Here is a 23377-nt window from a genome sequence, read left to right on the forward strand (position 1 = left end):
CGCTGGAGGGGTGTGACGCGCAGTTGCTGGTGGTGATGATCGATGCGCTGGGGCACTGCAATGTTCCGGTTCGCTGAAGATCTGCGCGTCTATCTTCACCGGGATCCGATCGACTTTCGCTGTGGGATCAACCGCCTTGCGATCTTGGTCGAGCAGTCGATGGGCCTCAATCCGTTCGAGCGCGCGGCTCTTCCTCATGCGTCTGCTCCTTCCTCGTGGGCAGACTCTACATCAGAATGAGGGACCTTTCGGGGAGCAGGTCACAGGGTATCATTGAATCTCGACCCGTCCGACGGTACCATCGCCCCGTCCGACTTCCAGAGACAATAACTGAACAGCACAATCGGGTGGGACCACGAAATGGTTCCGATCAACCACTGGGAGCGTCTCCGTTTTTGGCTTTTCCGCGGTCTTATAGAAACATATCGCTTCCAAGCGAACTTTGCCCTCGACCAACCAATCCATGCCCCCAGAAGCGCTGAGAACTCGCATTGTGTGCCTGCCAGGAGGTAGCACGGTGTAGCGTATCGATAACGCTCGCCAAAGGACGTCGCTATTGCTCCAATGGAGAAGCGGCTGCTCAGAGGAGCCTGCCTGTTGCTCCCGAAACAGTCCGGTTTGATCAGGAAATGTCCAGGCAAACGGGGATCCCGTCGGCGCTTCATCAATTGAAAGGCTCACGTCATCGGCGGAATTGCCTGTGGATGCTTCACACCGTGGTCGCCAGACGGCCTCGGCGGCGGCGGCTTGCCCAACGCGGAGTAACGAAATCGCAGTACGGGCCAGTGCATCGCATGGAAATTCGATGTTTTTGCGATCCCCGTTTTCGAGCAGCGTCGAAAAGGCTTCCGGAGCGATGATCACCGAACCTCGCCGCAACAGCGTATCAATCCAGGGAGCTCCTTCTTTGAGCCTTTCCAACAACGCCTCGCGACCTGCCTCAGTCTCGGCAATCCGGCGCAGTCCATGATCGACGACCTCGCCTGACTGCTCGAGCCTTAGCAGCGCGTCGAGCCGTTGTGCCGCGATTTGCGGCTCCCCTGCCTTTAACGCGGCATCCAGCATCGATGACTGCGCGATTACATCGCGCCAACCTCGTCCGGCTGCCTCTAATATGGCAGAGCTAGCGAGCGCAGAGTCATCCATCTGCGCCGCTGCCATAGCAACAAAAGACATGTTCTCGGAGGGAACCGGCCGAGCCGTTAAAAGCAACCGTGCAGCACGCATCGCCTCTTCCGGATGACCGGTATTTAATCCGCGAACCACCCGGTTGGCTTGAGCGTTCCCAGGAAACCATGCCGGGACATAATGCGTATATGCAGGAGAACGCTTCGCCTGCCTATCAAGTTGAACAATAATGGCTGCCACTGCAAACATCAGTAAAAGCATCCACCAAGCGATGCGCGGCAACCATGACGCTCTCAATTTTGCTGCTCCGTAATTTAGTCGTGACGCTGTTCGTAATTGTAATAGCTATAGCCATAGTATTTATATGCTGATCCCGAATCCTTCGGATCAAATTTCGTGAGAACAGCGCCAACCAAGTGAGCTTTCGCCATTGCAAGTCGGCGTAACGCCGCCTTGATACCACCCCGATGGTTTTGCCCCGCTTCCACAATGAAGACTACCGCTTCAGTGCGACTTGCCAACAACGGCGTATCCGAAAGTCCAAGCACCGGCGGACAGTCGACGATTATAATATCGAACATATTCTTCATCTGCCCGAACACTGCATCAAAGCGTGTGCTGCCCAATAACATTGACGGGTCCGCTGGCTGCGGCAAGGCACTAAGATAATACAGATTATCGAACGGCGAGGTCTCGATTGCGTCTTCAAGCTTTAAGTCGCCCGATATGACGGCAGACAAGCCGAGCTTGTTTTTACTCGACATGCGCGCATGAAGTGTCGGCCTTCTGAGATCAGCATCGACCAGCAGAACCCGACGCCCGTTTTGAGACAGCCTTTGACTGACGGCGCGCGCCGTCGTGGACTTACCTTCACCGGATTGCGAACTGGTAAAGGCAATCGTGCGGGGCGCTCCTTCGGCCGAAAGCAGCCGCAAGTTTGCAGATAGAGAATTGTAGGCTTCGCTGACCCCCGACTTGAGGTCGGTCAGGGCCTCATCGACATCTGCGTCGGCCGGCATGGGGATCAATCCCAACAATGGCAGCGAGAGCTTGGTCTCAACGTCGTCCGGCACCCGGATGGAGTCATCTAACAACTCTCTGAGGGTGATGAAGATGCCTGCCAGACCAACGCCTACGAGAAGAGAGAGAACAAGATTTAGAGCCAGATTGGGAGAAGAAGGCTGCTTTGGCATTTCAGCCTGATCGACCAGCGACACGTTGTTGAACGCAGAACCAGAGGTCGCATTCAACTCATTATAACGAGAGAGAAGCGTATCATACAAAGCACGGTTAGTATCCCTGACGCGCTTCAATACACTGTATTGGACACCTCGATCCTGCTCTGTCATGGCCGCATCGCGAAGTTCCTGAACGCGTCCGAGGAGAGTTTCCTCCTTTTGGCGCGCCGCCTCGTAATCGAGTCGCATTGAATTCTTGATGGAACGGCCTACGACATCGATCTGCCTGTTGGTCTCTGTGAGTTGCGCCTTCAACGCCACCACGCCTGGGAAGTCATCAAGGTGGCGGGCACGTTCGTCGGCCAGTTGGCCTTCGAGTTTTCCTCGTTGTTCAATAAGCGCTTGAATGGCTGGATTCTGAAGCACCTGCGACATAGACAATACCGGCACATCCGACACGGCATCCCAACGATCCTTGGCTGCGATCTTATCTGCAGTAGCCTGGCTCGCCGCACTATTAACCTGTACGAGGGTGTCGTTGGTTATCGAAAGCGTCGTTTCCTGATCGGCATTTTGGCCTTGGCCCGTCAGTCGAATGAGTCCTGCAGCCCGAGAATACTGATTCAAACCTCGCTCAGAATTCTCAAGATGTACTCTCGCATCCGCCAGCTGTTGCTGCAGAAATTGCCGAGCATATGCAGAGCTATCAACTTGCCTGTTGAGGTTACTCTCTATAAAAGCGTTAGCAAACATGTTCGCAAGCCGCGCCGAAAGTGCAGCATCGGAACTTTTTACATTGATGGCAACGAGACGGCTCTCTGCTGGCAGATCGACACTAAGATGCTTCTGCAACAGCTCGGTTGCAGTATTACGCCGCATCTCAGCCAGAGCCGCCTGAATATCTTTCACACCCTCGACATCTTCGGCTTGAGGCATCTTGCCGCCCATCGCAGCGTAAAATTCGCTTTTGGCGGCAAACTTGCCAGAATCCACGACCCGCAGCGCAAGGGAACGGCTTTGGATGATGCCAACCTGCGTCTGCAGAAAGCGATCCGCATCGAAATAAGACGAGCTGGACGACGAACCTTGTTGCTCGATGATCTTCTCTGTTTCCTGCTCAACGAGCACCCGAGCGGTGCCCACATACTGTGGGACCATGAGAATGGTAGCAAGAAACCCGACGCAGAGCATCCCAACGATGATCAGCCCGATAAATAGGCGATTGCGGTTTACGATTTGCCATATTCGACGAAGGTTGAAGCCGGTGCTAGCCTCGTCTTGCGTTCCGACTCCAGGCTCGAATACGGCGACCTGCCCTGGCGCTAGCATATCCCGCGCACCCGAGAAATTTGTCATATCCTGCACTTAGCTCCCGCTCATGCGTGTTGCCTGCACATTATAGCTGCGCTCGGGTGCCTTCACCCGGGCAGCCGCCCCTCGAGCATTTTGACGCAACTTGATCCCTTTCAACATCTTTCGCCCTCACCTTGGCGGGGCGAGGCGGCTATCCGGCTTTCGTCGCTTGATTGGCAGAGAACTGCCGCTCTTAACGCAAACGGAACCGCTCACTTGATCAACCCTCGCCGCACCGGCGCGCGCGAGCAGACCTAGCAGAATTGCGAATAGGCACAACATTGCTTGGTTCCGCAACGGGTAATCGACGATGGACTGCAGTGCAATGCAGCAAAGACCGAGCCCAGCAGCGAAGCCCTGCCGTGCGGCTGCTCCTCGCGAGGCCCGAAGCAATGTGACTAGGCACCACCCGGCCCAGCCGGCCATGATCGCGATGCCAGCACCCCCTGTTTCCAAAGCAATCTCGAGATAATCGTTATGTGCTCTTCCAGCGGTCTTGGGCAGGACGTTTTCCAGTGATTCATCAAGCTGGAACACGTCGGCAAATGTACCCGTTCCGCTGCCCATCGGCCAAAAGCGTTCAATTGCATGGACTGTATCACCCCATACTCGGGGCCGTATTTCGTCCTGCAGATAGAAACGCTGTACCGTCTGTGCGACCTTACCATTTTGCGAGGCAAATGCGATGCAACCAACTAATACGATGGCAGCCATGACAAGGCTTCTTGCAGTATAATCGCCAACTTCGCCACGCCCGCGCCCCCCCCGCCCCCTTAAGACGACGTCGAACAACACTCCGACTATGGGCAATATTAACAATGCCGTCGCCGAACGGGATTGAGTTAAAATTACCGCGCTCCCAAACAGTATTAAGACGGCGACACTAGCGATTACACGGCGCGACGAGATTGATGGGTGATTGGCAAAGCCCAAATACATGCAGATCACTAGAACAAAGAATAAACCAGCAGAATTGTGATTAGCAAAAGACCCATACAAATGACTCGCCACCGCACCCGGATAGAAGCTCAGAAGGCGTTGAGCGGAAACCAATTGCACACCCCCTATGATGAAGTTCAGCAGACCAAGTCCAACAAGCGCCATCATCAATCGCTCAATGTCACGCCACCGCATCTTCAATACAATTGTCAGCAAGGCTAATGGCGGAAGCAGCGACAGTAAGGCGATAAAGGTCCGATTACGGTCAAGAGAAAATGGCATTGCCTGTCCATCCATCCCGACCAATTTTAATGCACTCTGAGCGACATTTCTTCCTGGAAGGGAATGCCATATTTCGGCTGGAAGCGGCACAAGTTGGCAAATTACCACCAGAAACGTGACGGATATGAGAATTAATAGGCCAGTGTATTTACGCAGAACCGTCAACTGGCGTATGCCGCCGGGAAATAATGCAAACCAAGCCAACGACGCTAGTTGCACGACGAGATTAGGAATTGCCGCACCAACTCCTCCACCGCCGACAAGTATAGCGACGGCACAAAGGACCATGGACGAAAAAAAAACGTCAATCTGGAAATATTGTGGTTTCAAGCTTTGCAATGGCTAGCCTCAAAAACTCGATAATTTAAACCGCCTGCCTCTTGCAACCTGCAAGAAATTCAGACGCGCGCACGATCAGATTTGAAAGAGCCTGACTTCAGAAGACCCCAAATAGCAGAACGCTACTCCACTAACCGTACCGCGAGATTAAAGTGTTGATCTGCAGGCACCGCTGAACTTATGGCATCGCCGATCACCGCATGAATGTCATCAACGGCAGCGGCTAATGCCGCAATGACTGCGATAGTCGCATCAGAGTCCATATGCGGCGACTTCTTCGCAGCGGCGGGCTTGCGCTCACCGAACGAAGCAAGCTTAATAGCAACCGAGTAAGACGGCCTCGCACGAGCCCGCGGAACGGCCGGCAGAAAGGCAGCACGAACAGCGGGGAGCGCGAGGAATGCGTACTCATTCATCTTTGCCTTCTGGCTCCGTCCGTATGTCCCTTGCAAGTATGAGGTCTCTTATCGCAGCGCACAACGATTTGCCAAGTTGATTCACTGCTTGCACGCATTGTCAGCCCGATGGTTTCGTGCATCGCGCGCGCCTCCCACGAGCGGCATATGGGACGCGAAACAATGAATTGCCGGTGTTTTTGCGCTCCTTTCCGAAACTTACTAGAGCAGTTTTCGATCATTCTGGTTCATAGCCGCACGATCTGAAGTAGTTGGCGCATTCCTGAGGCTGGAAGATATCGACGAGTTTGCCGATCAAGCTCCACAGGCCGCTGACCGTTCGCTCGCCCGCTTTACGGAGCATGGCCTTCAGGCGGGAGAACGCTTTCTCGATCGGGTTGAAGTCTGGGCTGTAGGGCGGGAGAAAGCGCAGGGTTGCGCCTGCAGCCTCGATGAGCACCTGCACCGATGCGCGCTTGTGGCTCGACAGGTTGTCCATGATGACGACGTCGCCGGGCCGCAGTTCCGGGACGAGGACCTGAGCGACGTAGGCTTCGAACCAGTCACCGTTAATCGGTCCATCGAGCACCATGGGCGCGACCATGCCAGTCATGCGCAGGCCAGCGACGAGAGTGGTGGTTTTGCGGTGGCCGTGCGGGAAGCCCATCCGCAGTCGCTCGCCTTTCGGGCAACGTCCGTGGCTGCGGGTCATATTGGTCGAGGTCCAGGTTTCGTCGATGAAGACCAGGCGCTCCGGTTCGAGATCGAGTTGACCCTCGAACCAGTCCTGACGCTGTTTCTGGACGTCTGGTCGATCTTGCTCTATCGCATGGCCTGTCTTTTTTTGCGCGTCAGGCCACGGCGAACAAAAAAGCGATGTAGCCCGGCCACGGAAACGGCCATTCCCTTGTCCGCAAGCGCCAGACGTAGTTCTTCGAGGGTGATGTCCCTGCGCTCCTCCCAAATGGCCAGAATGTCCGCTGCCCGCTCTTCCACCCGCCGCGAGCGCATATCCCCGCCGCGCGGCTTTGGGGCTATGTCACCCGTCTCGCGCTGCTGTGCCCGCCAACGGACCGCCGTTGATGGTGCAACACCGAACCGGGCCGCCGCAGCACGGCAACTCGATCCACTGTCCACCGCTGCCAACAGCCGAGTGCGCAAATCCATCGAAAGAGCCATCCATGTCGGCCTCCTTCACCAGCATGGATTCTGAATCAGAAATCGCGCCCGAAGGGAATCCCAGACCGATTCAGAACGGTCGAAAACCGCTCCAACCGCTTGGCTGCGGGTGGAATCCAAGAAATCCCGCAAACAGAAGCGGACCGCCAAGCAGTTGCACGCCGATCTGGTAAAGCTGGGATATGATGGCTCTTACAACCGGGTTGCGGCTTTTGCCCGACGATGGCGAACCGAACTGCAGTATGAGCATCAGACCAGCGGGCGTGGGACATTCGTGCCCTTGGTCTTCCAGCCTGGTGAAGCGTTCCAGTTCGACTGGAGCGAGGATTACGCCGTGCTGGGCGGCAAGCCTGCCGCGCGACGATCAGGATGAGAACGCAGCGACAATCAAGGTGAGAATCGACGCTTGCTGGAACGGCGTAGGGCGTAGCCCGTAGCCGTTCCAGCAAGCGTCGAGGCCTCTTTCCCATGGGGTTCTGAGGGTCGTGGTCGGCCCGGTAAGACGCGCATCGCTTCGTTTGGAAGGGATGCGGGTGCCGGGCTGCCATATCAACGATCATCAGATGAGGCTTTATATGAAGCTCAAGCAGACCAATTCGGTGCCGGTAGCCGCCGCCGAGGCCGGGATCAGCATGGCGAGTGCGTACCGGATCAACGCAGATCCAAGCCTGCCCTCGCAACGCAGAAAACCACGCGAACGACGACGACCCGACCCACTGGCGGATATATTTGATGCCGAGATCGTGCCTTTGCTGGAGGCGGCGCCGGGGGTGCGTGCGGTCGCGATCTTTGAGGAGATCCGCCGGCGGTATCCCGATATCGACCCGGGGATCAGGCGGACGCTGGAGCGCCGGGTCCGATCGTGGCGCGCGGTGCATGGCCCTAATCAGGAGGTCATCTTCCGGCAGGTCCATGAGCCCGGTCGGCTTGGCCTGTCGGACTTCACCGATATGGGCGATCTGGCCGTTAAGGTCGCGGGAGTGCTGCTCGACCACCGGCTTTATCACTTCCGCCTGATCTGGTCGGGCTTTGAACATGCCCATGTCATCCTGGGGGGCGAGAGCTATGTCGCGCTGGCCGAAGGGCTGCAAAATGCCCTGTGGGCTGTGGGTGGCGCACCGACCGAGCATCGCAGCGACAGTCTGTCGGCCGCGTTCCGCAACCTGGATGCCGACGCGCGCACGGACTTGACCACGCGCTATGACGCATTGTGCGAGCATTATGGCATGGTGCCGACACGCAACAATCGCGGCGTTGCGCACGAGAATGGTTCGATCGAGAGTTCGCACGGCCATCTCAAAGCTGCTGTGCGGGACGCGCTACTTTTGCGCGGGACATGCGACTTCGATGATCTGGCCGCCTATCGCCACTTCATCGACGAGATCGTTGCACGCAAGAACCGCCGCAACGGTGCCCGCATCGACAGCGAGCGCGCGGTGTTGCAGCCCCTGCCGCAGGCGCGCACCGGCGATTATGAGGAAGTGATCGTCACCGTTACGTCGACCAGCAGCTTCACGCTCAGAAAAGTGTTCTACACAGTGCCTTCGCGGCTGATCGGGCACCGGTTACGGGTCCGGCTTTATGACGATCGGCTTGACCTGTTCATTGGCGGCACCCGGCTGATGACACTGCCGCGCGGTCGGTCGGCCGATCATGCCACGCATGCCCATGTCGTCGATTATCGGCATGTCATCCACAGCCTGCGGCGCAAACCCATGGCATTGCTGAAGCTGGTTTACCGCAACCAGCTGTTCCCGCGCGATGCTTACCGGCAAACCTTCGAGCGGTTGCTTGAAGCGGTGGGCGAGCGTGCTGCCTGCCGACAGGCGGTCGAGCTGCTCAGCATGGCGCACGAGCGCGCCTGTGAGGCGGAACTGGCCGAACTGCTGACCGAGGGCCTTGCTGGCGGTCGCTTGCCCGACATGGCGGCATTGCGGTTGCGCTTCGCACCCGACCCTGCGGCCTTGCCCGAGGTGGTCGTCGAACTGACCCCGCTTACCGATTACGATGTGCTGTTGGAGGGAGAAGCGGCATGAGCAAATGCGTAACCCCCACCCATGCCGCCGTCGACGCCCAGCGCGTCAGCCTCGTTCTCAACGAGCTGCGCTTGCCCGCAATCAAGCTGGTCTGGGCAGACTTCGCCGCTCGCGCCGACAAGGAGGGCTGGCCGGGTGCCCGCCTGATTGCAGCCCTGGCCGAACACGAGGTGGCAGAACGCGATCGCCGCCGTATCGAGCGGCATCTCAGCGAAGCCCGCTTGCCCCCAGGCAAGACGCTCGACAGCTTCGCCTTCGATGCCGTGCCCATGATCTCCCGCGCACAGGTCACTGCGATGTGTTCGGGCGACGCCTGGCTCGAAAAGGGCGCAAACCTGATCCTGTTCGGGCCGCCGGGCGGGGGCAAAACGCACCTGGCTGCGGCAATTGGTCTCGCCCTGATCGAAAATGGGTGGCGCGTACTGTTCACCCGCACGTCCGACCTCGTGCAAAAACTCCAGGTCGCCCGGCGGGAACTTGGGCTCGAGGCCGCCTTGGCCAAGCTCGACAAATACCACCTGCTGATCCTGGATGACCTCGCCTACGTCACCAAAGATCAGGCCGAAACCTCGGTCCTGTTCGAGCTGATCAGCGCACGCTACGAACGCAGATCGACGCTGATCACCGCAAATCAGCCATTTGGTGAGGTCGCGTCCGTCAATGTGGTGTAAAATCGGGTGTGGCCACTGGGCTGCATTTTCAGGCGGCCTGCCAGCGTTCAATTTATAGCTTGGCAAACGGCCTTGGCAAAATTTTCAGAAGTGTTGTCCAATGCGTCAATGGTTCTGGATTTTCCCATGGTCATACAGGCGCCACTCCCATTCCAGCGATTGCCTTTGAATTGGAAATTACCTGCCAGCCGGAATATTCGAATTGCGTCCTTGGCGGTAGTAGTCCCTAGGAATTTGCAGCCGATGATCCCGTTGTCACGCATAACTTGGGAATCATGGCCGTTAATCATAACAAAGCGGTCGCTTTGACCGGTATCGAAGATGCAATTCTTGACAAAATTTCCAGTCACTGGAAAGTCAGGGTCGGAAGGCGCCCCCATGTAGATTAATTCAGGGACCGCGTTGCCCGTAACCGCCAGGCCATCGACGATTACGTTCTGTGCTAGGGCGATTGAAACGCAAAAATTCTGGGAATTGAAGTCATCTAGAATAAAGCGGTTTCGAAGTGCTCGCATATTTCTCGCATACTCTTGGAAATACATCCCAAAATACTGTGTCTTATCGTATTTATTTCGATGCCCTCCGACGTATCGGAACGTGTTGTCCCTAATGATGCATCCGAAACTATTCTGCGAGGTCTCCCCAAGCATGTGGGTGAACTCGAAGTTATTTCTCGCCCACTCGACGTTCTGGAAGGCATTGCCGTATAAGCCCGATTTCGAACGCACCTTATTATTTAGGAAACGAACGTTAAGTGCCGCACTGTCCATTGTGAAATGGTAGAGTGTCTCAAAGCTTAAGCCCGAGATTTCGGCGTCGGAGTAGAAAAACAGAGGGATGCCTCGTCGGCCCTCACCATCTGCCAATCTGGTCATCTGCGCTGGGACGGACACGTCTATTGGTTGGCTCAACGAAATCGTATCCCCCCTTATAGCAGTTACTACGTTGAGCCAGCTATGCTTTGCGAGACCGAATGTGCCGGTGCGTCCCAATCGGCGATCTGCAACAACGACTTGGTCACCAACGCAGTAGCGCATTGCATCACTACGATTGGCCAAACGAACGACTTTCGTCCCAGAAGAGTATGGCGCTAGGAAATCATATCGTAGTTTTTCGAGGAATGCAGGATGAAAGTTTCCCGGAAAGAGCAATTGACGGTCACTGCGAGTAGATCTGAGGGTGGGGTAGCTGCCGTCTCCTACAAGTGACACGCCTGGCCGCATAATCAGACTATCACCAAGCGCATAATATCGCCGAGGCGCATCGAAACGAACGGTTCCGCCGCCGCGAGCCGCGACGCTATCTATTGCCGACTGTATCGCTTGTGTGTCATCGTGTCCGTCACCCAGTCCCTTTGCGCCAAAGTCCGTAACACTTAGTATAGGTCCTGCAGCGGCCCAAACTGGGCGAACCTGGGTTGTGAGTAGGGCGGCAGCGATAAGACTGCGTCGAGTGAGAAGACACTGGGAGTCGAGTAGGTCGGGCATTGTAGACTTCGCTCCTTGCTGCCCCGTCGTGTCCTACCTCTTATCGGCAAGCCATGACAAGGTCGCCTTGACGCCGTCATCGAATGATACCGGGGGGGCGCCGGTGACGTCCAAGGTGGGCGAAAGATCAATCGCGCTTGATGTAGACATCCTGAACGCTCTCCCCGAATCAATGGGGGCCGGAAGCCCGATTTTGTGAAAGATGTCTCCCACTTTACCCATCAGCGTGAGGAAAGCGACTGGAATACGCCGAGCCTTTTTGCCGGAAAGGCCGATAGAAAATGCATCGGCCCAGAGGTCATAATCGAGCGCCTCGTCACCGACATAATATACCGATTTTGTGACTTTTCCTTGTGTGTCGAGAGCAAGCCGATAGATTTGGTCGGCCGTGTTCTCGACGTAACCAAATGCTCGGATGATCTTCCCCGATCCCGTAGGGTGGAGATAGGCTCGGGTACGAATATGTCGGAAAATGTTATCGGCGAAAGAGGGATGGTGAGGCCCCCAAATGATCGTCGGTCTGATGATTATCCACGGCACCGGAAGTGCCGCTCCGCGAACGATCCGTTCAGTTTCTGCCTTTGCTTCGCCATAAATTGTATAGGGTTCAAGATGTTGCTCGTCACGTGGCGTAATGCCTGGCCGGACGGTGAACTGGGTTGAGATGTGCACGAAACGTGCAAGCATCGGGAGTTCAGCTACGGCGTTTGTAACATTTCTCGTACCGTCAATGGTCGTCTTGAATTGATCAAGCTCGGTGATTGAAACGTCTGTGTCGCTGGCTAAGTGGATGACATAATCCGGAGCAAATTGACTGATAGCTGCTTTGACAGCAGCTGCGTCTCGCACATCGCCATGCTGCCAGAATTGCAGCTGCCCGGGATAGTGCGGCTCGGCGATGTCGAAATTTGCCACTTGGTGACCGTCAGCAAGAGCGATGCGTATGATTTCTGCACCGATAAACCCCGATGCGCCCGTCAGGAAGATTTTGCTCATGAGTTTACAGATCCCAGCGTGAAGTTGCGTCGCGGACGAATGGGCCGGGCAGGGTTCCCGCCGTAAATTGTCCAAGGCTCTAAATCTTTGAAAGTGACACCGCGAGCCCCAAGCACGGCCCCTTCGTTAACAACTACACCTGGCCCGATGAAGCATCCGGATGCGATCCACGCATGGCTGCATATACGGATCGGCTTGGTGTACAACTGGAACTTGTCACTTTCGGTATCGTGGGTGCCGGTCACCAGATGATTGAACTGTGCAACTTCGGCGAAGTCTTCCAGGATGATTTTATCCATAGTGTAACAATGTACGTGCCATCCAAGCACCGCTCCCTTGCCCATCTCCAGATTCGGTGGATACCAAATCCGCGCCGATCCATAGACCCGGGCACCTTTTGAAATACTGGCGCCGAAGAGATTTAGAAGCAATCGTCGCCAAGGGTGCATCGGCGGCGGCGTCCATGCGGCGAGTAGCAACCACGTCACGTTCCACACCGCCCTGAACATCAGATGGGACCAAGCAAAGCTGCGGGTGCGTCCGTCCGTGCCGAATTTGCTGCCGGGCAGTATCGGACTGCTCATGATTGCAGACTTCCTTTCATTTCAATGAGGCCTTCTGCCCACTTTTCTTGACCAACGTTCGGTCTAGCTTCATCCATTATGTTGTGATGATGCTAACTGTTCGTAGCTTCTCAGCATTTGAGCAGCGATGCTTGGCCAAGCGAAACTGCTGGCTACTTTCTTGGCCTGGCGTGAAAAATACTCTGTTTCATCAGGCGCCATCGTGGCCAGCATCTTTGCAATTACAGGAAAGTCGGAAAAATCCATGCGCATGTGGAATGCACATCCCTGATCCACCAAGGTTCCAAGATTGCATTCGGGCGTGATGATTGGAACACAGCCCGCTCCAATCGCTTCGAGCACAGCCATGGGAAGGCCTTCGCTTTGTGACGGTAGGATAAACCAGGCAGAGCGGGCTAGGAGATCATCCTTTGCAGCGCCATAAACTGCGCCGAGATACTCGACGTTCCGCGCGGCTTTCGCGAGTTCTTCGATCTTCTGGCAATAAGCCGGCGTTCCACCGCCTGCAATTCTGAGCATGGTATCGTTTAGCGACGGTTCGGCCACCCAACTATGGATCAGTTCGGCGACTTGCTTCTTCTCATGCATTCGGCCGAGGAAGAGGACGCCATCTCGTTTGCGATTCGCATCCAGTTGTGGCAGTTCGACGCCGTTGGGCAAGGTGAATATCGTCAGCTCCTGACCAGGCATGAATGCTCGAACAGCATCCGCCTCCGCCTTATTGAGGGCATGGACTCCACCGCGCTTCAGGAGCGGTTTTTCAAACAGCAGCGAGTGGACTGCTTTTTTGGCCTTACTTCGCTGCAGAATCCACGGATCCAGCATCCCATGTGGGGCAACAATTGTAGGGATGCCGCGCGCTGCTACTAAACGACCTACAATTGATGTCGCGCACCATATCCCATGGATGTGAACTATGTCGGGGCGGGCTGCAAATACCTTCCTTATCGCTTTGCGGGACAGTCCATAGGAGCCATTGGGCATGGCTGTCGTAATCAAGCGCACATCGCGCCAGATAAGTCGGTCGTCGTCGTCAAAGCCATCGACGCCGCCGTGGACCTCCACATCTGCTCCGAGCTTTTGCTGCGCAAGCGCCAGGCCTGCGGCTGCGTAAGGTACTCCACCGGCAGACCTGTTCAATGATGCAGTGTAGTGAACGATCTTCATCTGGCCCCCTATGGCAAATTTTCGATGGTCGCCGACATCTCAGGATGCCGGCGTACCGTCGTTTGCGAGATAGGCCACGAACGCGTTGTTCTCTTCGCGGTAATGGGCCACGGCTGTTCTTATTTGTTTCGCAATGCCCTGTGGATTCTTCCGCAAAGTGTCGTAAAGGCTAAAAACCCTCTCCGGCGTGAGGTCGTCGATCGCGGTTACATATCGGGAAAGGCCGAGGTCTTTCATGATACCGCTAGTTTTCGGTAGGTAAGCGATCGCGCCAGTAGGCACACCGCCGATCAATCCGAAGATGCAGGAGTGGAAGCGCGATCCGATGAAGATTTCGCATTGAGCGATCATCGCGGCCAGCTTGCCGCAGCTACGTTCTCCACGGTCGATGATTGCCCGGTCGTTGATCGCTTCGAACTTGCCAATGGTAGGAAGGTCTGACGCGACCTGATTGAATATTACGACCTGATATCCATCGGAAATAGCTTTATCGGCCAAACTGCTAAGGGAGCTAAGATATGCCTGTTCTGCGGATTCCGGGTCCGAGGCGTGCGGGAAATTCCAGTAAAGGATCGTCATGCCCAAGATTGGCTTGGACGGATCCACGCCGATTTTGATCCATTCTTCGTCGATACCTTCGGGCGCTCGATGGTACCAGAACGCGAGATCGCCGGATTCCTCGACGTTGCGCGGTTTCGATCCATGCAGCTCGGTAACAAAAGCCATGGAGCTCTGTTCCCGAACAAAAACCTTGTCGATATGTTTCAGCACGGACGCAATGACGCGGCGGCCAAAGCTGCTGCGCACAGGGCCGACGCTCTGCGGCGCGAAGATCACCTTTTTGGACAAGCGCGCAGCTAGCATGACTTGCAGCATGTTAAGAAGGTATGCGCGATTTGAATCTTCCAGGTAGCCACCTGGGCAAGAGAACGCAATGTCTGCACGAGCTAGCGCTTCCAGCCCTTCTCGCTGGCGGCTGGGGAGCAGGTATCGCAGAAAAAATAGATTCTTGTTTGAGGCTATGGCCAACGCAACGAACAAGGTGAATGCTTGTCGTGCCTTTGCTGGCAGTCCACGTCCGCCAACTTTTGTCGCGACACGTTCAGTCCAGGCAATATCCGGCATCCAGAGGCGTTGCGATTCCACGTCGAATGCAAGCCCACTTAGCTGGGCTTGCGGATATCGCTCGCGGATGATGTCCACAAGTGATTCGACCAGCATTGCGTCGCCCATGTTAAGATGGCCGAAGACATTGAAAATAACGATGTTCTGGGGAGTCTTGCCAGTCATGCAAACCTTTGCGTGTTAGCGCGAGTACAACAAGCGATCTTCAGTTGCCAACTCTTCGTTGGCCGATGTCGAACGAAGTCAATTGTGCGTGGCCGCAAGAGCAGCGTCTATCATGCTGCGCTTGCGAAAGACAAGGTGATTGTATGTGGAAGTTTGTTCAAAGCGGGTTAGCCGAGCAAGCCCATGCTTGAATACCTACCAGAATGGGCATTAAAGCGGGTTGACTACAAACAGCTAACTCACAATGCTGCGCACATGCTGCAAAATGCTCGAACCATCTGAGAACGTGATACGCGGCTGGCGCTTGATGAGATAAGCGGCCAGTTGCCAGCAGACCAAGCACCAAAAAGCCGGGATGCCCACTCTCAAAACGCCAATGTCGAAGCCACCGCGTACGATCGCGTAAGCGACTTGAGGAGCCAGAATGCCGGCAGCGGCTTCGCGCATTCTGCAACGCGACCGGGAGGCGATTACCGTAGTGACGTCGATACGGCCTATCATCCAGCCCATCACGATGGACGCAAGGATCACTCCGATCGTGCCGAAGGCGATATAGCCTTCGCCGAGAAGGCCAGGAGGGGCGCCCCCCAAAGTATCGCCGAATAGAAAGTCTCGAAAGCGGACGCTGATTTGCAGCGGTTTTCCGGGCCATAGATCTCTAGGGATCGGCAACAAAAGGGCATTGACGTAAAGTTGGCCGTAATCGTGCCCGCGCAGTTGGACATAATGGATCGACGCGGCGAAGTGATCCATGAAAGTCAGGCCGGTTGTTGCACGGCTGATAAAGGATTCGTCTGCACGCTCAGTCAACACGCGGGCATTCTGCGCCTCAAATCGCAAGTTCGTCATGACGTAGGAGACGGTCGCGATCATGCTCATTGCGATTATCCCCGCAATGACGAACCGCTTGAGCTTCATATTGACGAGCGCAACGTAGAAAAGTCCGATGCCAAGCAGCACAACGAGAGACCGGCCGCCCAGCAATAAGGTTTGCGCGACGCAGATCGCAACTGCAGCAATCGCGAAGCGTCGAATTTTCCCACTGCCGCAGTCGCGCGAGAAAGTGAACGCAAAGATCGCAAAGGCGGCGCTGGCGAAATACAGTGCAGTCAGGGTATTTGCGACGGAGTCATTGAGGGAAACGCGTTGATACAAACGTACAACCATTTCAGTCAGACCGCCTAGGCGGATAGCCATCGCACCAATGTAAGTGACTGAGAAAAAGATCGACAACGCCGAGAAGATGCCAGCTACGCTAGGGTTTGCTCCATATACCTTGACTTTGGCAGCGGCGATGCCTCGCTTTTCGACGAACAAAGAGACATATACGACGATGGAAAGGGCCAGCACGCAAAGGAACGCCGCCTTAATACCGTCCGGGCTGACAAGCGGATAGACCAGCGTGGGATTCTGAATCCCAGTAAGGTAATCGAGCGAGAACGGCAGGATCGAGCCCGCCAGCAGGAAAGTGATGAAGATTCCACGTGCGCTACGAACCTCGCCAAATGCGGCGGTAGCTAGAAAGCATACGACGGCAATGATCAGGCCGGAGAAGACGATCGTGCTGGACATCTGAAAACCTATCGTTCGACCCGACATGCGCGAGATCCGACGTACGGCGCACTGCCGCTCGACGGTGGCGCATCTTTAGACAATCCGGGGGGGCGGCGCAACGCGAGAGGGCCACATCCGTTCATCTGGCCTTTCACGGGCTGACAGGGCTCAGCTTTGCTGGCGAGTGTGGCGGAGACGTGGCCACGGTACGCCATATTCGCCATACCGAAGCGAAGGAACATATGTCTATGAAAGCCAACGACAGTGCGGCCACGGTTAGCCCGCCGCTATCGATGAGGAAGAATATCGATCCGATGCCAAGCAGGTTCCACAAGATCAATTGCGGGACGTAACGCGGGTGCAGGTTCAATCCGGCAAGAAGATTAGAGAGACCGTTCCAGAGGCAGCCGAAGAATGCATGAGAAGCCAAGATGATGTAGATCAGATAAGGAATCTGAACATGACCATGAGTCCAAGAATGGATGAAGGTCGGACCCAAAAGCAATACTCCTCCGGTTCCGGTCGCCGCACCGAGGAACAGGGCTGCGACAGTGAAGCGCGCAATTTTCCGTTGGGTTTCGATGTCGCCTTTTGCATAGACGATGGCAAAATCTGGCACAGTTGCGCGGGTTAGAGTGCCCACGATCTGAACTACCATTCTATAAAGTACGCGAATCGTAGCAAAGCCGCCAGCTATCGCAGGAGAAAGAAAGAGGCCGACAGCAAAAGTGACACCCTGTACACCTGCAAGAATGCACAGCGGGATGAACATGGCTCCCATCGCTGGGCGGAACAATTGCCTCAACCTCTCCCGACTCGCGTGCGAAAGTGAAAGTCTGACCCAAGGGGTGACGTGCAGCATGCGCAATGTTGAAAGCATAGTGAAGGTGAGCCGCGAGCCGACCATTAAGATCGATGCCATGACTAGCGATCCACCCGAGAATGCGCATGCCATTATAAGCATCTGCTCGATGAGACGCCCAGTCTCGAATATCATGACGCCGGTCACGTAGTGACCGTTTACGCGATAGACGGCGTTGACGAGCCCAGACACAAGCGAGATCGCGATATAGGCCAACATGAATGGCAGCATATGGACGGCAGTTGCCACGTCTTCGGCTGCCAAACCTGCAAAGGCGTGAAATTGGCCTCCTCCAGGCAAGAATTGCGTACTGACCGCCATGCCAAGCAGAGCAGCCACAATGCCGAAGATGACGAGGGCCGCGCTTTGCAGGCTAACCAGTGCATCAAACTCGTCCTCACGAGCAATTGCTCGGCTCATCATTCCGGCCGCTGCAGCGCTATACCCGAAATCCAGCGAGATGAGCATAATCGGAACGGCCGATACCAGTGTCCATAGGCCGAAACCGCCTAGGCCCCATCCGGCAATGAGAATCGGAACTCCCAGAAGCTGCGTCCCGATCGTTACGATCTGCCCGTAAATATTGGCAGCAGCTCCATTCAGGATACGACGATGACTCATCCCACTACCTATTCAAATGAGGATCGTCCGCGGCTTCAGAGGCCTCGTGACGGCGTGGACCATGCGTAGCTAATTATGCGCGCGATTCCACGCCGGTCGCCGGAACCTTGCTCTGTAATGCCATGCGGGCAGCAAGACGCGAAAGGATCGGTTCCTTTGCCCATCTTTCTTCTGCTCGTGCGCGCGCTGCCTTGCCGTAATTTGCAGCCATTGCCGGAGCGTCTATCAGGGTTTCGATGCCTTCAGCGAAGTCTTCTGCTGAACCCGGAGGAGTGAGGACACCGCATCCTTCGACTTCGTCGGCAAGGCCTGTCCCCGGTTCTGCCGTAGCCACGATCGGGCGGCCCGACGCCAGCATGTTCGTAAGCTTAGACGGTAGTACCAGGTCGGCGGCTCCGGCGAGCTGAGGCATGAGATGGACAGTGGCCATGCCCAAGAGGTCGTTGAGCCTTTCGCGAGGCTGCAGATCATGGAACTGGATGTTGTCCAAATCCGTGGCTGCAGCTTCCAAATTCTCTCGATTCGGACCTTCTCCGCAGATCACGAAAATCAGATCCTTCCGGTGACGCAACAGTCTGGCGGCTTTGAGGACGACTTCGATGCCCTGCTTGTTCGCGATGTTGCCTGAGTACAAGGCTACGTGAGGTGCTTTAACGCCCCATTCGGCTCGGTACGGCGAAATCCCGTTCAATGGGCGAACCGCGTTGATGTCAGCCCAATTGCGGAATTGATAGATACGGTCCTTGGGAACGCCTTTCTCCGCCAACTTCGCGCACATTTGCGGCGAAATGGAGCTTGTCCAGTCAAAGAGCCGGATTACTGTCCGCTCTACCCATGGCCCGATCCGACTTGCGAGGCTACCTTCATCGACGAGGCCTGTCGCGAAAGCTGCCTCCATTTCAAAGTCCTGAACATGCAACCAGCATTGGGCGCCGCAGAGGCGGGCAGCGAGCCAAGCGACAGGTGCACCGATCAGCGAAGGCGCCACAGTGAAAACAACGTCCGGCTTGTCTCGGAGCGCGGCCTTGAGCAACGGGAAAAGGGTGGAGACAAAGAAGCTGAGGTGATGCACAATACGCTTGGCACCACTGGGATTTGAGGGGATGTAGATGGGGCAGCGGGTTATCTCGACACCTGCCTCCTTGGTGTGCCGCCAGCCTTTTCCAGCATAGCCGTCAAAAACTTTCCACGCCGGATAATAAGGCGTCGCGACTACGGCACACACATCATGCCCGCTTTCGGCCCAAGCCTTGGTCATGTCTCCGCTGTAGAGACCAATGCCGATTTCTTCGGGCGCGTAGTTGAGGCCCAGAAACAGAATTTTCATCAGGCAAGCAGCGCCCTATTGGTCAAGAACCAGTCGTACGTAGATCGAATACCAACCGGAAGGCTAATCGACGGAGACCAGCCCAGCGCTCGCAATTTGTCGGCGCTCATCAATTTGCGCGGAGTACCGTCCGGCTTGGTTTCATCTTTGACGATCTCTCCTGCAAAGTCGACCGCCTCCTTGACCATTTCGGTGAGTTCTAGAATGGTTACGTCTTCTCCGGAGCCGACGTTAACATGTTCCTCGCCGGAGTAGAGTTTGATCAGCATCACACAGGCATCTGCGAGGTCATCGACGTGGAGGAATTCGCGGCGCGGGCTTCCCGTGCCCCAGATTTCTAGGGTTTTCTTGCCATTTAGCTTGGCCTCATGTGCCTTTCGGATCAGGGCGGGCAGGACGTGGCTCGACTGAAGGTCGAAGTTGTCGCCCGGGCCATACAGATTGGTCGGCATCGCGGAAATATAGTCCAGCCCGTATTGGCGCCGATAGGCTTGGCACAATTTGATGCCCGCGATCTTGGCGATAGCGTACCATTCGTTCGTAGGCTCAAGGGGCCCGGTGAGCAGCGACTGCTCGACGATAGGCTGTTCTGCAAATTTCGGATAAATGCACGAGGAGCCCAGGAAGAGCAGCTTTTCCACGCCAGCCTTGCGCGACGCCTCAATTACATTAGCCTCGATCATAAGGTTGTCGTAAAGAAACTGGCCTGGAAAGCTGTTGTTGGCGAGAATTCCGCCGACCTTTGCCGCAGCGACGACGACAACATCCGGTCGATTAGCAGCCACCCAGTCTCGGACAGTTGACTGTTCGCGAAGATCAATCCGCGCCTCGGGAGAAATCACTTCGCAATTCTCGGCAGCCAGGCGCCGCGTGATCGCCGAACCGACCATACCGTTGTGACCGGCGACGTACACTTTCTTGCCGCTGAGATCGTAGATCGGCCTGTTCATATCCGCCTTCCATGTTGCGCTGCGGCAATGTCTAGCGCGTGTATTACAGATGCGCAATTGCCCAAGGCAATCTTGAGATATGGCGAAGCGGTCGCCATTCTCAGCTGGCCGCATCGACCCGGTTTGCTGTTAGCGCTCGCTTCAAAGTTGTTGAGCAATACCAGCATGTTGTGATTTACGACGTCATGCGAGAGATAGAGTGGCTAATGGCATGAACTGGTATTGCCCGGCAGGAGCCGGAAAAGATTGCGGTACTCCAGAGATATGACGGATCGTGAATGGTTATTGACGGCGCCGTTTATCCCGCCGGCCAAGCGTGGAGGCCGTCGTCGGACGATGGACATGTGCGAGGTTGTAAATGCCTTGCTCTAAATCGCGGGAAGTGGGTGCGCTGGGAGGCTCTTGAAGGCAGGCGAAGCGCGCCATCAATCCAGCAACATCACCAGCGCGCAGAACGTGCTTCGACATCCGTTCGCCAGAACCAGGCGATAAAGACGTTACCAACCATGTAGATTTACTCAGTTCCAGCGAGACGAAGATCGCACGAAGATCAATTCGGATTGCGGCGGGCGGATCAGGTCGATCAGTTGCAAGCATAGTTGCCTCCGAAGAGTTATACCAACCTGCGCATTGTCTGACTCACGGGGGATTCCCAAGGCGGTGAAAATCTGAATCAATGGGGCTGCGACTTTGGGGTGTGGCACCATGGGTTCAGCGATCGGCTTGCGGGAAGATTTTGACGGGGCGCGGCCATCGGCACCGAAGGATCAGCGGACGAAATCAGCTTATCAGGCTGCGGAAAAAGGCGCTTGCCTCGAGGTGACATTGCTGATTCCAGGATCGCGAGAAGCGATGTTGAAGGGATCGGGATGCGCGGCGGTGATGAACGGAGCGAGAGCCTGTTCTCGTACGTGAGTTGCGAGGCTCGGGTGCCGGCGAACCATCCCCTTCGCGCGATCCGGGCGATTGTCGATGAAGCGCTCGAAGTGCTGTCTGCGGACTTCGACGGCCTGTATTCTCGTATCGGGAGGCCCTCGATCCCGCCCGAGAAGCTCCTTCGGGCCTTGCTCCTGCAGGCGTTCTATTCGATCCGCTCGGAGCGCCAGTTGATGGAGCAGATGGACTACAACCTACTCTTTCGCTGGTTTGTCGGCCTGGCGATGGATGCTCCGATCTGGGATGTCACGGTCTTCACCAAGAACCGGGAGACGCTGCTGGCAGGCGACGTTGCCGCCAAGTTCCTTTGGGCCATCATCAGCCAGGCGCGCGTACAGTCTCTTCTCTCGGACGATCATTTCTCGGTGGACGGCACGTTGATCGAAGCCTGGGCCAGCGTGAAGAGCTTCAGGCCCAAGGATGAAGGCGGCCCCGGGGATGATGATGACGGTGGGGCGGTCGCCAGCCAGGGCGAGCAGGCAGCAACGCCGACCGACCGTAATGCCGGACGCGATTTTCGCGGAGAGAAGCGCAGCAATGCAACCCATGCATCGACCACCGATCCCGATGCCCGGCTGTTCAAGAAGGCGCGTGGCCAGGCTGCGAAGCTGTGCCACATGGCCCATGTCCTCATGGAGAACCTCAACGGCCTCGTTGTCGATACGATCCTGACCCATGCCACCGGCACCGCCGAACGCGAGGCGGCGCTGACCATGCTGGGGCGCATGGACGGGCGCCATCGGATTACCCTGGGCGCGGACAAGAACTATGACACCGCCGCCTTCGTCGCGGCGCTGCGCGAGATGGGCGTCACCCGGCACGTGGCCCAGAACAACACCAACCGGCGTTCTGCCATCGACGGGCGCACGACACGCCATCCCGGCTACGGCCTCTCCCAGAAAATCCGCAAGCGGATCGAGGAAGTGTTTGGATGGGCCAAGACCTGCGGCACCATGCGAAAAACCCGACACCGTGGGCAACATCGCGTCGGATGGTCCTTCACGCTCACCGCTGCCGCCTACAACCTCATCAGACTGCCGAAACTGCTGGCTGCGGCCTAATCGTGCCGCTCACATCACCAAGACCGCGCCAACACCGCAGGCAACTCCGAATTTCAGCCTCGAATGAGCGAGGTCCTCGCCCCGCACCTTGGAAATCGGCGCGGTGGCGGCCACTGCGCCGCCTTTTTTCCGCAGCCTGTGAAATGCTGAGCCAAAAAATCAGACGGCCGCAGCAGGAGGTCCCTGCCGCGGCCGTCGTCATTCGCTGCTGCGCAAGCGAGCGGATCAGGATCCGTTCGACTTGTTGTCGTCAACCGCCTTGTACACGCCGAAACCGGCGGCGCCGGCTGCGAGCAGGCCAAGGACGACGACGCCGCCGTCAGCCTTGTTCTTCGCCTTCACGGCGGCCGAGCGACGCTCGCCAACACCGCTCAGGCTGCTGATCTTGCCAACCGAGGCTGCAGCCGTGGTACCGGCCTGAGCCGCGACCGGGGCAGCCAGCACTGCGGCGGCGCCGAGTGCGAGCATGGTCTGCTTCAGCTTCATGTGACCTCCTTCATCGTAGCCATCTGGGGGGCGCTTACCATCTCAGCCCCAGACCGCTGAAAGTATTTGATCCGAGATGGTTGCATTGTGCAATCCAACGCTTCGGCATGCACGTCAAGCGCGCCGGTCTGCCGCCCGAGCAGCGGCCGTTCTCTGCAGGGACGACTTTCGCTACGTGAAACCACGCAATACCCGCACTATCCGTCCGCTTGGTGAGGTGCATCGAGGAGGGCGAGACGAATGCGCCCGCGGGTGCCGCCACCACTAAGGTCGCGATTATCGCAACGCTGTGACGTTTCCGTCACAATACTTGTCCGCACAAAGGCCACGTCCCATCATTTTGAACGCAACGCCTCTTGCGCCTGCGGCCGATTCGCCTAGGCTAATTTGTCACCGGCCCATGTTCGATCTGGCAGTTAGAACACCGCTTTTTGAAGGTGCACCCCTCAGTTCTAGAGTTACAGAACCACGGTGTCTGCAGAACGAACTGCAGTCGCTTCAGCCATTGGCGGATCACAGCCAATCCTTTCCATAAAATACGGGAGGGATTTAACAC

At 56.5% G+C, this 23377-nt stretch carries 18 protein-coding genes and 4 pseudogenes; 6 read left to right on the forward strand and 16 right to left on the reverse strand.

The features are described from left to right. Positions 1-60 precede the first annotated feature (60 nt). Positions 61-240, forward strand: a complete 180-nt coding sequence (tnpB, locus tag QRN25_RS26385) for an IS66 family insertion sequence element accessory protein TnpB (protein ID WP_350224259.1) — start codon at positions 61-63, stop codon at positions 238-240. A 30-nt stretch (positions 241-270) separates the two neighbouring features. Here tnpB and QRN25_RS16865 read toward each other — a convergent pair whose 3' ends face one another. The 5 genes from QRN25_RS16865 to QRN25_RS16885 all read right to left on the reverse strand — a co-directional run bounded on the left by QRN25_RS16865 (position 271) and on the right by QRN25_RS16885 (position 6793). Next, on the reverse strand, positions 271-1410 hold the full coding sequence (locus QRN25_RS16865) for a hypothetical protein (protein WP_285020373.1): 1140 nt from the start codon (positions 1408-1410) through the stop codon (positions 271-273). Positions 1411-1442: 32 nt separating this feature from the next. After that, on the reverse strand, positions 1443-3662 hold the full coding sequence (locus QRN25_RS16870; protein WP_285020530.1) for a GumC family protein: 2220 nt from the start codon (positions 3660-3662) through the stop codon (positions 1443-1445). Positions 3663-3788: 126 nt separating this feature from the next. Further along, positions 3789-5219 (reverse strand): O-antigen ligase family protein, encoded by a 1431-nt coding sequence (locus QRN25_RS16875; RefSeq protein ID WP_285020374.1) that lies wholly within the window; start codon positions 5217-5219, stop codon positions 3789-3791. A gap of 122 nt (positions 5220-5341) precedes the next feature. Next, positions 5342-5635 carry a hypothetical protein gene (locus QRN25_RS16880; RefSeq protein ID WP_285020375.1) on the reverse strand — a complete coding sequence of 98 codons (294 nt, stop codon included), beginning with the start codon at positions 5633-5635 and terminating at the stop codon, positions 5342-5344. A gap of 217 nt (positions 5636-5852) precedes the next feature. Next, positions 5853-6793, reverse strand: a protein-coding gene (locus QRN25_RS16885; RefSeq protein WP_285020376.1) for an IS630 family transposase whose coding sequence is annotated in 2 segments (ribosomal slippage) — positions 5853-6448 and positions 6448-6793 — 942 coding nt in all. Because the reading frame shifts where the segments join, the coding sequence is not laid out codon by codon here. A gap of 94 nt (positions 6794-6887) precedes the next feature. Here QRN25_RS16885 and QRN25_RS16890 point away from each other — a divergent pair. The 3 genes and pseudogenes from QRN25_RS16890 to istB all read left to right on the forward strand — a co-directional run. Further along, positions 6888-7145 (forward strand): annotated as a pseudogene (locus QRN25_RS16890) (IS21 family transposase); the annotation flags it as partial. Positions 7146-7326: 181 nt separating this feature from the next. Further along, positions 7327-8829: an IS21 family transposase gene (istA, locus tag QRN25_RS16895; RefSeq protein ID WP_502910475.1), complete on the forward strand. Its 1503-nt coding sequence runs from the start codon at positions 7327-7329 to the stop codon at positions 8827-8829. Continuing rightward, a pseudogene (gene istB / locus QRN25_RS16900) lies at positions 8826-9476 on the forward strand (IS21-like element helper ATPase IstB); the annotation flags it as partial. The gene istA and the pseudogene istB, both read left to right, overlap by 4 nt. A gap of 71 nt (positions 9477-9547) precedes the next feature. Here the strand turns inward: istB and QRN25_RS16905 are convergent. The 9 genes from QRN25_RS16905 to fcl form a co-directional block, all read right to left on the reverse strand. Beyond that, positions 9548-10987, reverse strand: a complete 1440-nt coding sequence (locus tag QRN25_RS16905; RefSeq protein WP_285020377.1) for a right-handed parallel beta-helix repeat-containing protein — start codon at positions 10985-10987, stop codon at positions 9548-9550. Positions 10988-11020: 33 nt separating this feature from the next. Then, a complete protein-coding gene (locus QRN25_RS16910; RefSeq protein ID WP_285020378.1) occupies positions 11021-11983 on the reverse strand; it encodes an NAD-dependent epimerase/dehydratase family protein in 963 nt (320 codons plus the stop codon). Beyond that, on the reverse strand, positions 11980-12567 hold the full coding sequence (locus QRN25_RS16915; protein ID WP_285020379.1) for an LbetaH domain-containing protein: 588 nt from the start codon (positions 12565-12567) through the stop codon (positions 11980-11982). The genes QRN25_RS16910 and QRN25_RS16915 overlap by 4 nt, the downstream gene beginning before the upstream one ends. 69 nt (positions 12568-12636) lie before the next feature. Continuing rightward, positions 12637-13734: a glycosyltransferase gene (locus tag QRN25_RS16920; protein ID WP_285020380.1), complete on the reverse strand. Its 1098-nt coding sequence runs from the start codon at positions 13732-13734 to the stop codon at positions 12637-12639. A 39-nt stretch (positions 13735-13773) separates the two neighbouring features. Beyond that, positions 13774-15024, reverse strand: a complete 1251-nt coding sequence (locus tag QRN25_RS16925; RefSeq protein WP_285020381.1) for a polysaccharide pyruvyl transferase family protein — start codon at positions 15022-15024, stop codon at positions 13774-13776. Between the two features lie 234 nt (positions 15025-15258). Further along, complete coding sequence (locus QRN25_RS16930) at positions 15259-16596, reverse strand: O-antigen polymerase (RefSeq protein WP_285020382.1); 1338 nt, start codon at positions 16594-16596, stop codon at positions 15259-15261. 133 nt (positions 16597-16729) lie between these two features. Continuing rightward, on the reverse strand, positions 16730-18061 hold the full coding sequence (locus QRN25_RS16935; RefSeq protein WP_285020383.1) for a polysaccharide biosynthesis protein: 1332 nt from the start codon (positions 18059-18061) through the stop codon (positions 16730-16732). A 73-nt stretch (positions 18062-18134) separates the two neighbouring features. Next, the gene (locus QRN25_RS16940) at positions 18135-19388 is read right to left on the reverse strand and encodes a WcaI family glycosyltransferase (protein WP_285020384.1); all 1254 of its coding nucleotides are present in this window, start codon (positions 19386-19388) and stop codon (positions 18135-18137) included. Continuing rightward, positions 19388-20338: a GDP-L-fucose synthase gene (fcl, locus tag QRN25_RS16945; protein ID WP_285020385.1), complete on the reverse strand. Its 951-nt coding sequence runs from the start codon at positions 20336-20338 to the stop codon at positions 19388-19390. The genes QRN25_RS16940 and fcl overlap by 1 nt, the downstream gene beginning before the upstream one ends. 216 nt (positions 20339-20554) lie before the next feature. Between fcl and QRN25_RS16950 the strand changes: the two are divergent. Next, a pseudogene (locus tag QRN25_RS16950) lies at positions 20555-20707 on the forward strand (transposase); the annotation flags it as partial. A 33-nt stretch (positions 20708-20740) separates the two neighbouring features. Here QRN25_RS16950 and QRN25_RS16955 read toward each other — a convergent pair. Further along, positions 20741-20935 (reverse strand): annotated as a pseudogene (locus QRN25_RS16955) (IS110 family transposase); the annotation flags it as partial. Positions 20936-21207: 272 nt separating this feature from the next. Here QRN25_RS16955 and QRN25_RS16960 point away from each other — a divergent pair. Beyond that, a complete protein-coding gene (locus QRN25_RS16960) occupies positions 21208-22335 on the forward strand; it encodes an IS5 family transposase (RefSeq protein WP_285020386.1) in 1128 nt (375 codons plus the stop codon). A 225-nt stretch (positions 22336-22560) separates the two neighbouring features. On the opposite strand, the gene QRN25_RS16965 is transcribed toward QRN25_RS16960, so the two are convergent. Further along, entirely contained in the window at positions 22561-22821 is a 261-nt protein-coding gene (locus QRN25_RS16965; protein WP_008828257.1) for a hypothetical protein, read from the reverse strand. Between the last annotated feature and the right edge of the window lie 556 nt (positions 22822-23377).

The sequence above is a fragment of the Novosphingobium sp. fls2-241-R2A-195 genome, from assembly GCF_030209485.1.
Lineage (GTDB): Bacteria > Pseudomonadota > Alphaproteobacteria > Sphingomonadales > Sphingomonadaceae > Novosphingobium > Novosphingobium resinovorum.

Bases quoted from the DNA above. Each gene is read 5' to 3' on its own strand.
- tnpB (WP_350224259.1), top strand. From the start codon at position 61: ATGTTCCGGTTCGCTGAAGATCTGCGCGTCTATCTTCACCGGGATCCG.
- QRN25_RS16870 (WP_285020530.1), bottom strand. From the start codon at position 3,662: ATGACAAATTTCTCGGGTGCGCGGGATATGCTAGCGCCAGGGCAGGTC.
- QRN25_RS16880 (WP_285020375.1), bottom strand. From the start codon at position 5,635: ATGAATGAGTACGCATTCCTCGCGCTCCCCGCTGTTCGTGCTGCCTTT.
- QRN25_RS16905 (WP_285020377.1), bottom strand. From the start codon at position 10,987: ATGCCCGACCTACTCGACTCCCAGTGTCTTCTCACTCGACGCAGTCTT.
- QRN25_RS16910 (WP_285020378.1), bottom strand. From the start codon at position 11,983: ATGAGCAAAATCTTCCTGACGGGCGCATCGGGGTTTATCGGTGCAGAA.
- QRN25_RS16915 (WP_285020379.1), bottom strand. From the start codon at position 12,567: ATGAGCAGTCCGATACTGCCCGGCAGCAAATTCGGCACGGACGGACGC.
- QRN25_RS16920 (WP_285020380.1), bottom strand. From the start codon at position 13,734: ATGAAGATCGTTCACTACACTGCATCATTGAACAGGTCTGCCGGTGGA.
- QRN25_RS16925 (WP_285020381.1), bottom strand. From the start codon at position 15,024: ATGACTGGCAAGACTCCCCAGAACATCGTTATTTTCAATGTCTTCGGC.
- QRN25_RS16930 (WP_285020382.1), bottom strand. From the start codon at position 16,596: ATGTCCAGCACGATCGTCTTCTCCGGCCTGATCATTGCCGTCGTATGC.
- QRN25_RS16935 (WP_285020383.1), bottom strand. From the start codon at position 18,061: ATGAGTCATCGTCGTATCCTGAATGGAGCTGCTGCCAATATTTACGGG.
- QRN25_RS16940 (WP_285020384.1), bottom strand. From the start codon at position 19,388: ATGAAAATTCTGTTTCTGGGCCTCAACTACGCGCCCGAAGAAATCGGC.
- fcl (WP_285020385.1), bottom strand. From the start codon at position 20,338: ATGAACAGGCCGATCTACGATCTCAGCGGCAAGAAAGTGTACGTCGCC.
- QRN25_RS16960 (WP_285020386.1), top strand. From the start codon at position 21,208: ATGCGCGGCGGTGATGAACGGAGCGAGAGCCTGTTCTCGTACGTGAGT.
- QRN25_RS16965 (WP_008828257.1), bottom strand. From the start codon at position 22,821: ATGAAGCTGAAGCAGACCATGCTCGCACTCGGCGCCGCCGCAGTGCTG.